Origin of the sequence: Symbiopectobacterium sp. (assembly GCF_051710365.1) — a bacterium.
In the GTDB taxonomy this organism is placed as follows: domain Bacteria; phylum Pseudomonadota; class Gammaproteobacteria; order Enterobacterales; family Enterobacteriaceae; genus Symbiopectobacterium.
On sequence record NZ_JBPETA010000124.1, the window covers coordinates 1 to 10,158 of the forward strand.

11 protein-coding genes are annotated in these 10,158 nt (G+C 53.7%); 5 read left to right on the forward strand and 6 right to left on the reverse strand.

Going from position 1 to position 10,158, the window contains the following annotated elements; genetic code table 11:
* Window positions 1-102: 102 nt before the first annotated feature.
* Entirely contained in the window at window positions 103-420 is a 318-nt protein-coding gene (locus ACTBDZ_RS11825; RefSeq protein ID WP_438815457.1) for a hypothetical protein, read from the reverse strand.
* Between the two features lie 250 nt (window positions 421-670).
* Between ACTBDZ_RS11825 and ACTBDZ_RS11830 the strand changes: the two genes are divergently transcribed.
* Together ACTBDZ_RS11830 and ACTBDZ_RS11835 are read left to right on the forward strand one after the other, a co-directional pair.
* The gene (locus ACTBDZ_RS11830; protein ID WP_438815458.1) at window positions 671-904 is read left to right on the forward strand and encodes a GNAT family N-acetyltransferase; all 234 of its coding nucleotides are present in this window, start codon (window positions 671-673) and stop codon (window positions 902-904) included.
* A 124-nt stretch (window positions 905-1,028) separates the two neighbouring features.
* Window positions 1,029-1,346, forward strand: coding sequence for a GNAT family N-acetyltransferase (locus tag ACTBDZ_RS11835; RefSeq protein WP_438815467.1), 318 nt, complete (start codon window positions 1,029-1,031; stop codon window positions 1,344-1,346).
* Between the two features lie 12 nt (window positions 1,347-1,358).
* On the opposite strand, the gene parE is transcribed toward ACTBDZ_RS11835, so the two are convergent.
* The 5 genes from parE to nudF form a co-directional block, all read right to left on the reverse strand.
* Window positions 1,359-3,254 carry a DNA topoisomerase IV subunit B gene (gene parE / locus ACTBDZ_RS11840; protein ID WP_438815459.1) on the reverse strand — a complete coding sequence of 632 codons (1,896 nt, stop codon included), beginning with the start codon at window positions 3,252-3,254 and terminating at the stop codon, window positions 1,359-1,361.
* Between the two features lie 117 nt (window positions 3,255-3,371).
* Window positions 3,372-3,953: an esterase YqiA gene (gene yqiA, locus ACTBDZ_RS11845; RefSeq protein ID WP_438815460.1), complete on the reverse strand. Its 582-nt coding sequence runs from the start codon at window positions 3,951-3,953 to the stop codon at window positions 3,372-3,374.
* Window positions 3,953-4,780, reverse strand: coding sequence for a 3',5'-cyclic-AMP phosphodiesterase (gene cpdA, locus ACTBDZ_RS11850; protein WP_438815461.1), 828 nt, complete (start codon window positions 4,778-4,780; stop codon window positions 3,953-3,955). Before cpdA ends, yqiA begins: the two co-directional genes overlap by 1 nt.
* Before the next feature lie 16 nt (window positions 4,781-4,796).
* Window positions 4,797-5,249 (reverse strand): DUF1249 family protein, encoded by a 453-nt coding sequence (locus ACTBDZ_RS11855; protein WP_438815462.1) that lies wholly within the window; start codon window positions 5,247-5,249, stop codon window positions 4,797-4,799.
* On the reverse strand, window positions 5,246-5,887 hold the full coding sequence (nudF, locus tag ACTBDZ_RS11860; RefSeq protein ID WP_438815463.1) for an ADP-ribose diphosphatase: 642 nt from the start codon (window positions 5,885-5,887) through the stop codon (window positions 5,246-5,248). Before nudF ends, ACTBDZ_RS11855 begins: the two co-directional genes overlap by 4 nt.
* 287 nt (window positions 5,888-6,174) lie before the next feature.
* Between nudF and tolC the strand changes: the two genes are divergently transcribed.
* The 3 genes from tolC to ACTBDZ_RS11875 all read left to right on the forward strand — a co-directional run bounded on the left by tolC (window position 6,175) and on the right by ACTBDZ_RS11875 (window position 9,628).
* Complete coding sequence (gene tolC, locus ACTBDZ_RS11865; RefSeq protein ID WP_438815464.1) at window positions 6,175-7,551, forward strand: outer membrane channel protein TolC; 1,377 nt, start codon at window positions 6,175-6,177, stop codon at window positions 7,549-7,551.
* Window positions 7,552-7,787: 236 nt separating this feature from the next.
* A complete protein-coding gene (locus ACTBDZ_RS11870) occupies window positions 7,788-8,456 on the forward strand; it encodes a DUF1190 family protein (RefSeq protein WP_438815465.1) in 669 nt (222 codons plus the stop codon).
* A gap of 11 nt (window positions 8,457-8,467) precedes the next feature.
* Window positions 8,468-9,628, forward strand: coding sequence for a glutathionylspermidine synthase family protein (locus ACTBDZ_RS11875; protein ID WP_438815466.1), 1,161 nt, complete (start codon window positions 8,468-8,470; stop codon window positions 9,626-9,628).
* Window positions 9,629-10,158 lie beyond the last annotated feature (530 nt).

Sequence of the window (10,158 nt, forward strand, 5' to 3'; positions counted from 1 at the left end):
GTTACGGATGGTAACGTGGGGAGTACTCATGCTGATTGGTCTGCAAAAAGCAGTAATAAATTCAGAACTTCAGAATACCGTCAAGTCCCGAAAAAAGAAAAATCAGGTGCGGAATGACGGGTTCACCAGTACCGCAGGTTTTTTCAGGTTTACTACAACGTCTAAAATCGCCGGATCGTCGACGGTAAGTGCCAGAATGCCGCCGATATCCTCCTGGTTGAGCAGATCGGTCAGCGCCTGCGTGCCCTTGTCGGACAGCGGATGGGTCACCAAATCCAGACCCAGCACTTTGGCGCGCTCTTTCAGCCCTTGCAGCACATACCAACTGAATTGATAACGGTGGTAATCCAGCATCGCTACCTGAGAGACGGCCAGCACGATACGGGAGCCCCCCATTTCCACGGCGGGGCTGTAGCGCACCGCTCAGCGCACGAGACACCGTGCTTAACGACGTACCACAGCGCGCGGCGATATCTTCCAGCCGTACACGGCGCGCACCGCCATCAAGTTTTTCTGTGCCACCCGAGTCTTTTTCGTGATTGTTTTTCATAATCTTACACAGTCGTCAAGGATTAAGATGCACACTTACTCTACTGTGAAGCCATGAAGCCTGTCAGCGTCTTTCACATTGATTTGTTAGTCTTCAGCGTGAATATGGAGAAAAATCGCTATGATCGAGACGGAAAGGTTGATCCTGCGCCAATGGCGCGATGAAGATTACCCCATTTTTGCACAATTGAATGCCGACCCGACGGTGATGCGCTATTTCCCTGAGCTGATGTCGCGCGAAGAAAGCGATGCACAGGCCGGGCGTATCAGCAGACATATTGCCAACAAGGGCTGGGGCTTCTGGGCCGTGGAATTGAAATCAAGCGGCGAATTTATCGGGTCACGTATTCAATGAGTGTATTGCTACATAGTCTGGCATGCAAAAAAGGTGTTTAAAACCAGCCTGAATGCATGAAGAGAACATAGAGCATGAATACTATTTTTATTGCGGAGCAACACATTGAATACGTGACCAATTTATCGGCTTTATTGGTTTGCATAAGCAGCAGGAAGAGAGCGGAATTCCTCATGCGCCGCTTATCGAAGCGGGCTGGTGCATACAAGCGCGGCACTGGGGAAACGGCTACGCCACGGAAGGGGCAAAACGCGTGATCAGTTATGCCTTTGAGCAACTTGAGGCACCAGAGGTCTACGCCTATACCCCGCTGCAACATATGGCTTCACAGCGTGTGATGATAAAGGCAGGCATGACCAACACCGGTGAAGATTTTAATTATCCCAAAATACCGGCGGGTCATGCGCTGGAGCGGTTCTGTTTATACAAGATTGCGCGCTAGCAGCATCACACCTCACACCTCAATATCCGCCCGATCGCCCTTCTCTTGCAGCCAGTTGCGGCGATCTTCCGAGCGTTTCTTCGCCAGCAGCATATCCATCACCGCCAGCGTTTCGTTCACATCGTCTTCGCTGATGGTGAGCTGCACCAGGCGGCGCGTATTAGGATCAAGCGTGGTTTCGCGCAGCTGTAGCGGGTTCATCTCGCCCAACCCTTTAAAGCGTTGAACGTTAGGCTTGCCCTTCTTGCGCTTAAGCTGCTCCAACACGCCGGCTTTTTCTTCTTCATCCAGCGCGTAGTACACCTCTTTGCCCAGATCGATACGGTAGAGCGGCGGCATGGCGACATACACATGGCCGCCCACCACCAACGGGCGGAAATGGCGCACAAACAGCGCACACAGCAGCGTGGCGATGTGCAAACCGTCCGAGTCGGCATCCGCCAGAATACAGATCTTGCCATAGCGCAACTGGCTGAGATCGTCGCTGTCGGGATCCATACCGATTGCGACAGAAATATCATGCACTTCCTGCGAGGCCAGCACTTCATCGGAAGAGACTTCCCAGGTATTGAGGATCTTACCTTTGAGCGGCATGATGGCCTGAAACTCACGCTCACGCGCCTGCTTGGCGGAGCCGCCCGCAGAATCCCCTTCCACCAGGAACAGTTCGGTTTTATTCAAATCCTGTGAGGTGCAGTCCGCCAGTTTCCCCGGTAACGCCGGGCCGCTGGTCAATTTCTTGCGCACCACTTTTTTGGCCGCGCGCATGCGACGCTGGGCGCTGGAAATTGCCAATTCGGCCAGAATTTCAGCCGATTGCACGTTCTGGTTCAGCCACAGGCTAAACGCATCCTTCACCACGCCAGACACAAACGCGGCGCACTGACGCGAAGAAAGACGCTCTTTGGTCTGCCCAGCAAACTGCGGATCCTGCATCTTCACCGACAGCACATAGGCACAGCGTTCCCAGATATCTTCGGCACTGAGTTTCACGCCGCGCGGTAGAATATTGCGGAATTCGCAAAACTCACGCATGGCATCCAGCAAGCCCTGACGCAGGCCGTTAACGTGCGTCCCGCCTTGTATCGTTGGGATCAGGTTGACGTAACTTTCCGTCAACAGTTCGCCCCCTTCCGGCAGCCACAGCAGCGCCCAGTCCACCGCTTCGGTATCGCCCGCGATAGCGCCGATAAACGGTTTTTCCGGCAGCGTCGGCAAACCGTTAACCGCTTCGCACAGGTAGTCGTTCAGACCATCCTGATAGCACCAACGCTGTTCGGTATTGTTGACCTTGTCTTTAAACGTGATTTCCACGCCGGGGCACAGCACCGCTTTGGCTTTCAATAAATGCGTCAGGCGCGAGACAGAAAAACGCGGGCTGTCAAAAAAACTGGCATCCGGCCAGAAATGTACACGGGTACCGGTGTTGCGTCGCCCGCAGGTGCCGCTCACCGTTAGCGCTTGCACCTTCTCGCCGTTTTCGAAGGCAATGTCGTAAACCTGCCCGTCGCGTCGCACGGTCACTTCCACGCGTGAAGATAACGCGTTCACCACCGAGATGCCCACGCCGTGCAAACCACCGGAGAACTGGTAGTTTTTGTTGGAGAATTTCCCGCCCGCGTGCAGGCGACACAGAATCAGCTCAACGGCGGGCACCCCTTCTTCAGGGTGGATATCCACGGGCATGCCACGGCCATCGTCAATCACTTCAAGTGACTGATCTTCATGCAGGATAACGTCAACACGGCGCGCATGGCCCGCCAGCGCTTCATCGACGCTGTTATCAATCACTTCCTGCCCCAAATGGTTGGGGCGTGTGGTATCGGTGTACATCCCCGGACGGCGGCGCACCGGTTCTAAGCCGCTGAGCACCTCAATGGCATCAGCGTTATAACTTGATTGACTCATATTCGCGTTAGTCGTTGTTTAAATGTGTAAAACGGAATGGCGCTGAGAGGGTGCACAGCCCGCGGACCACGCGTTGTCGCTGTCCGTGTCAGTAAGGGCAGTGCAGTACAGAACGGGTCAATCGTCGCTCAATCCAAGGAAACGCACAATGGGGTCAAAATACTGTTCAAACCCAACAAAACTGTGGTTCCCACCCGATTCCACCGTCTGGCGACACGCCGTGTAATACGCCACAGCCTGCCGATAATCCAGCACTTCATCCCCTGTCTGGAGCAAACACCACAGTAAATCCGGCGCCTCGAGTGATTCAATCTGCATCACTTTCAGGTCGTAAATATGCCGAGACTCTAGCACATATTCTTCACCTGTATAGGGGTTACGATATTCGCCGAGATGTTCCAGCAACAGTTCGAAGGGTTTTACCGCCGGATTGACGACCACGGCGGGCAAGGTAAAACATTGCGACAACCAGGTGGCATAATAGCCGCCCAGCGATGACCCCACCAGGCCGAGGGGATGCCCCGCTCGCTCCATCACCAACGACTCCAACAGGTTGGCCGCCTCCGCCGGATAGGGCGGCAGTTGCGGCACCAGCATCTCTATCTGGGGATAGTGCTGCGCCAGCCATGCGGCCAGCGCCGTCGCTTTGGCCGATTTAGGCGTACTGTTGAAACCGTGGAGGTAGAGTAGCGTAGGCATTAATAGCCGTCCGAATCCATATCAGGCAAAAACTCGCTACCGTTCAGGCGGTAAACGCGCGTCTCCAGCGAACCATCCGATAACAGATCCAAATAACGCCAGCCGGGCCCGACATCGTCAATGGTAAAGTTAGTGCAGTGCGGTTTGAACTGTACACAGGTGGAAGGCGTCGCCATCAGCCTGCGCCCGTTCCAGTCAAGATCCAGCTCCTGATGAATATGCCCGCACAGCACATTTTTCACCTGCGGATAACGCGCCAGCACCGCATCCAGATGGTGCGCATTACGCAGGCTGTGCTGATCGAGCCAAGTACAGCCTGAAGCCAGCGGATGGTGATGTAACAGCAACAGCGTATGACGCTCTGGAAAACGCAGCAGGCTGCGCTCCAGCCACTCGAGTTGATATTCACTCAATTCGCCGTGGGGTACGCCAAACACCTGACTGTCTAATAAAATAATCTGCCAGGCATCGCCCAACAGCACGTGCTTGGAAGGCGCAATGCCAGCCTGTGCCAGCACATCCACCATCGCAGGCTGGAAATCATGGTTTCCCGGCAGCCATACGCAAGGTGCGGATAACTGCGCAATGCCGCGCGTGAAGTGGTGATAGGCCTCCTGCGAATGATCCTGAGCAAGATCTCCCGTTGCCACAATAAGGTCAACATCCTGCCCCTGCGCCTGAATGGCAGACAGCACGGCATGGTAACTACGGTATGTGTTCACGCCGAGCAGTGTCTCGTGCTCGCCGGCAAACAAGTGGGTATCGGTTATTTGTAAAATCCTGATTCTGGCCCCACTCGCCACAGGAACTTTCAGCAGACTTTCCAAAAAATAGTATCCTTGGTTACTGAAATCTGTCTAACAGACTGGAATCGGCATTTCGCGATGCCGATGTAAAACCATGCGCCAGGCAGTACCTTAGCCAATCAGCAAGAAACTGATTAATTTGATGCTTTTCATCACGTTGATGCAATTTTTTATTCGGATAATCATAACGTGCTTTAAAACGGTAGATCTGCTGACTGGCACACACTTCCGCAACCAGCGCGTCGTGGTAGAGTCGCACGCTCAACGTTGGCAGGCTCCAATAGCTGACGGCGGGCGCAATCTGCTGGATTTCAACCAATGAGGTATAACGCGTGGATTCCACTATCGTTAAGCGATAGCTTGCACTATTTACATGATAAACCGCACTTTCTCCGACTTCATCCTTTCGCGGCAATAAACGGCGTAATTGTGCGAAATTCATTTCGCACAGCCGCATCATGGCCGGAAAATCCGGGGTGTAGCGTTTCATCCGTTTACTCCGTCCACGCCTGTCTCAATTGCAATATGGTGCAACGCCAACCATTGCAGCGCAATGACAGACGCCGCGTTATCAATAATTCCACTTTCCACCCAGGCATAGCTCTGTTCGCGGCTGACGACATGCACCCGAATGTCTTCATTCTCTTCGGCCAGACCGTGAATACCCTGTGCGGCACGGGCATCGACTTCTCCCACCATCACCGCCAGACGCTCACTGGTGCCACCCGGGCTCGCCAGATAGCTGATAATCGGTTTACAGCGTCCGACGTTGAGACCGGCCTCTTCCTGCGCTTCACGTCGCGCCACCGCTTCCAGAGATTCACCTGGCTCAATCATGCCTGCCACCAGTTCAAACAGCCACGGGGTCGGACTGGTGTCATAAGCGGCAATGCGGATCTGTTCAATCAACACCACTTCGTCCCGTACCGGATCGTAGGGCAGCAGCACAACCGCATGACCACGCTCCAGAATTTCCCGGCTGACTTCACCGCTCATCTCACCGTTAAACAACCGATGACGAAAACGATAGCGCTCGAGCGAAAAAAAACCATCGTACAGCGACTCTCGTGCAATAATTTCTACATCGTCTTTATGGAAAGTCGCCGGATGGAACGCAGAAACAGCCATACCTCAACTCCTTGCGAGCAACAGCAGGTACGGGGATGTGTCTCATTTATCAAGATGGACATCATACTTGCGATGCTTTGTGATAAATTGGATTAATAGAACACCTATTTGACCAAACGTTAGGGTATGAGAGCAAATTAAACCCCCTAATGGGGTCGGTCAGGGGGAAGATGGCACGTTCAGCCAACTTATCCTATTGGCACATTCTGATAGAATCTGCCGGATTCGTTTTTTGACAGCGCTATCTCCGCTACATCGTTGCCTTAGCTGCACAACAAGGAATGCACATGAAGAAATTGCTCCCTCTTCTTATTGGTCTGAGCCTGAGCGGCTTTAGCGCCGTGGGTCACGCGGAAAATCTGTTACAGGTCTATCAACAAGCTAAAACCACCAACCCGGATTTGCGCAGCTCGGCTGCTACCCGTGATGCCGCTTTCGAGAAAATCAATGAGGCTCGCAGCCCCCTGTTGCCACAACTCGGGCTCGGTGCCGACTACGGTTACACCAAAGGTTTTCGCGATAGCAATGGCGTGAACAGCAACGTTACCAGCGGTTCCTTGCAGTTGACCCAGACCCTGTTTGATATGTCGAAATGGCGCGCCCTGACGCTGCAAGAAAAGCAGGCGGGCATTCAAGATGTGACCTACCAGACCGCACAGCAGTCATTGATCCTGGATACGGCCACGGCTTATTTCAACGTGCTGCGCGCCATTGACGCGCTCTCCTACGTTAACGCCCAGAAACAGGCCATTTACCGCCAGCTCGATCAAACCACTCAGCGCTTTAATGTCGGTTTGGTCGCTATCACCGACGTACAAAACGCCCGCGCGCAATATGACAGCGTATTGGCCAGCGAAGTCTCCGCTCGCAACACGCTGGATAACGCGCTGGAAAATCTGCGTCAGGTCAGCGGCAACTTCTATCCGCAACTGGCAGGGCTGAACATCACCCGATTCTCCACCGAGAAACCGGGGGCAATCGCCACCTTACTGAAAGACGCGGAAAACCATAACCTGAGCCTGTTGTCCGCTCGCCTGAGCCAGGATCTGGCGCGTGAGCAGATTCGTTCAGCGGAAACCGGTCATATGCCAACGTTGGATCTGACGGCTTCCTCCGGCGTCAGCAACACGCGTAACACCGGTTCCAATAATACCTCAAGGGATCTTGATGCAGGCCAAAACAAAATCGGCCTGTCATTAACCGTGCCGCTCTACAGCGGTGGTGCCACCAGCTCACGCGTAAAACAGGCACAACACAGCTTTGTCAGCGCCAGCGAACTGCTGGAAAGCGCGCATCGCTCCGTGGTGCAGACTGTGCGCTCCTCGTTTAACAATATTTCTGCCTCTATCAGCAGCATCAACGCTTACAAACAGGCCGAAGTGTCAGCGCAAAGCTCCCTGGACGCGATGGAAGCGGGCTATCAGGTGGGTACTCGTACTATCGTCGACGTGTTGGATGCCACCACCACGTTATATAACGCCAAGCAGCAGCTTTCTAACGCGCGTTACGACTACCTGATCAACCAGTTGAACATCAAGTCAGCGTTGGGCACCTTGAATGAAAACAACTTGCAGGCGCTGAACGGCGCGTTAGGTCAGGACGTTTCCACGTCACCGGTCTTTACTGACAACAGCGCGCCGGAGCCGAGAGCACCGCGCGGCTAATGACGTCGTCCCCGTCAGGCAGTGCAGTTAAGTACCTTAAGGAGATACCCAGCGTATCTCCTTTTTATTTGGCGCTGATTTATTCCAAGCCGTCCAAGCGCGCAATTAAATGTATAGCAACGTAAAGAGCAGGCGTTCTGACAGGCGTAATGCTTTAAATTCAGCCAGCCATCCCCTATGCTAATGCACACTTGGCATACCTTTGGCATTGACGCCTTACCCTCTGGGATAACCACATGAAACGTACAGAAAACATACAGAAGGACGCTTTCCGAAAAGGGTGGCGCACTTATCGTCTGGCACCGGTTGCGCTTGCGATCAGCGCCGCGTTTATTCTGGCCGGTTGCGAACAGACTGACGAAACCGTGTCGATGTATCAAAATGCGGATGACTGCTCGGCGGCGAACCCGTCCATGAGCGCGCAGTGCACCACGGCGTACAACAACGCTCTGAAAGAAGCCGAAAAAACCGCACCGAAATACGCCAGCAAAGAAGACTGCGTCGCAGAATTTGGCGAAGCGCAATGTACGCCAGTACCTGCTCAGGCTGGCACCGCCGCTCAGCCAACGCAAACCAGCAGTTCCTGGATGCCGCTGATGGCCGGTTACATGATGGGCCGCATGATGAGCGGTGGCGCAGGCTTTGCCCAGCAGCCGCTGTTCTCTCCCCGCTCTCCGGCAAGCCCGGCCAACGGCCAGTTCGTTGACGCCAGTGGTAAAAGCTACGGCGCTGCCACCTCCGGTCGCACCGTTACTGTCCCCAAAACAGCACTAGCTCCTAAACCAGCGACCACTAACACCATCACCCGTGGTGGTTTTGGCGAAAGCGTCGCCAAGCAGACCAGTATGCAACGTAGCAGCGCCAGCACCGGTTCCAGCTCATCTTCTCGCAGTATGGGTGGCTAAGGGACATAAGCATGAAGCGCGTTGATATTGCCGAACGCCCAGATTGGCGTGAAAAGGCTACAGAGTTTGGTTTCAACTTTCACACCATGTACGGCGAGCCCTACTGGTGTGAAAATGCTTACTACCAGTTCACGTTGGCGCAGATTGAAGAGCTGGAAGCGGCAACCGCAGAACTGCACCAGATGTGTCTGCAAGTGGTCGAGAAGGTGGTCAGCAGCGATGCATTACTGACCAAATTCTGCATACCCAAGCACACCTGGGAATTTGTCAGAAGCTCATGGCGCAGCCAGCAGCCCTCGCTCTACTCGCGCCTCGATCTGGCCTATGACGGAAAAGGCCCGGCCAAGCTGCTGGAAAACAATGCCGATACGCCGACATCGCTGTATGAAGCGGCCTTTTTTCAATGGTTATGGCTGGAAGATCAGAAAGAAGCCGGTAAGCTGCCGCAAAATGCCGATCAGTACAACAGCATTCAGGAAGCACTGATCGCCCGCTTTGAAGAGCTGCGCCTTAATCACGGCTTCGGCCTGCTGCATATGGCCTGCTGTCAGGATACCGAAGAAGATCGCGGTACGGTGCAGTACCTTCAGGATTGCGCGCTGGAAGCGGGCGTGCCCACGGAATTCCTCTACATGGAAGAGATTGGGCTGGGTGAAAAAGGCCAGTTCACCGATATGCAAAATCAGGTGATCGGCAACCTGTTCAAGCTCTACCCGTGGGAATTTATGCTGCGCGAAATATTTTCCACCAAGCTGGAAGATGCGGGCGTGCGCTGGCTGGAACCGGCCTGGAAAAGCATCATCTCCAACAAGGCGTTGCTGCCGATGCTATGGGAAATGTTCCCCAACCATCCCAACTTGCTGCCCGCCTATTTTGCCGATGACGACCACCCGCCACTCGACAGCTACGTGGTAAAACCGCTGTTCTCACGTGAAGGTGCCAATATTCAGATCGTGAAAAATGGGCAGCAGATCGCCGCTGTAGATGGCCCTTACGGCGAAGAAGGCAAGATCGTTCAGCAGTATCACCCACTGCCAACCTTTGGTGACAGCCATACGGTGATCGGCAGTTGGTTAGTCAACGATCAGCCGTGCGGTATTGGCCTGCGCGAAGATCGCGAACTGATCACTCAGGATCTGTCACGCTTTTACCCGCATATCATTCTGGACTGATTCTTACTGCCAAGAAAAGCCGCTTTATTCCCTTCGTCATCCTCGGCGAAAGCCGGGGATCTCTGTGAGAAGAAACGCGTTTCACCTGCCAGAGATTCCCGCCTGCGCGGGAATGACGGAAGTGGGCGGAAAGTGGCGGTTTTAGATAAGTTTGTCAGCAGCCTCAATCACCGGAAACGGTAATTATTTAGTGGCATAATGCTAATATCATGATGTAATTGAATTAATTACTGAAAAAATTAAAGAACACGCTCTCTTCGCCGATATTCAATAGCGTTATTTACCTCATGGAAAAAGGACTTTTATGAAAAAGCGACTTCTGTCTGCGCTGCTGCTTTGCGCCGTCAGCACTTTGTTTACCGCCCATGCCGCCAGCAGCGCTTCTCTGCCTCCCGATGTAAAGCCGTCATTCCGCACCTGATTTTTCTTTTTTCGGGACTTGACGGTATTCTGAAGTTCTGAATTTATTACTGCTTTTTGCAGACCAATCAGCATGAGTACTCCCCACGTTACCATCCGTAACCTTGATC

Excerpts from the sequence above, each read along its gene's own strand:
- ACTBDZ_RS11830 (WP_438815458.1), top strand. The coding sequence starts at position 671 with ATGATCGAGACGGAAAGGTTGATCCTGCGCCAATGGCGCGATGAAGAT.
- parE (WP_438815459.1), bottom strand. The coding sequence starts at position 3,254 with ATGAGTCAATCAAGTTATAACGCTGATGCCATTGAGGTGCTCAGCGGC.
- yqiA (WP_438815460.1), bottom strand. The coding sequence starts at position 3,953 with ATGCCTACGCTACTCTACCTCCACGGTTTCAACAGTACGCCTAAATCG.
- ACTBDZ_RS11855 (WP_438815462.1), bottom strand. The coding sequence starts at position 5,249 with ATGAAACGCTACACCCCGGATTTTCCGGCCATGATGCGGCTGTGCGAA.
- nudF (WP_438815463.1), bottom strand. The coding sequence starts at position 5,887 with ATGGCTGTTTCTGCGTTCCATCCGGCGACTTTCCATAAAGACGATGTA.
- tolC (WP_438815464.1), top strand. The coding sequence starts at position 6,175 with ATGAAGAAATTGCTCCCTCTTCTTATTGGTCTGAGCCTGAGCGGCTTT.
- ACTBDZ_RS11870 (WP_438815465.1), top strand. The coding sequence starts at position 7,788 with ATGAAACGTACAGAAAACATACAGAAGGACGCTTTCCGAAAAGGGTGG.
- ACTBDZ_RS11875 (WP_438815466.1), top strand. The coding sequence starts at position 8,468 with ATGAAGCGCGTTGATATTGCCGAACGCCCAGATTGGCGTGAAAAGGCT.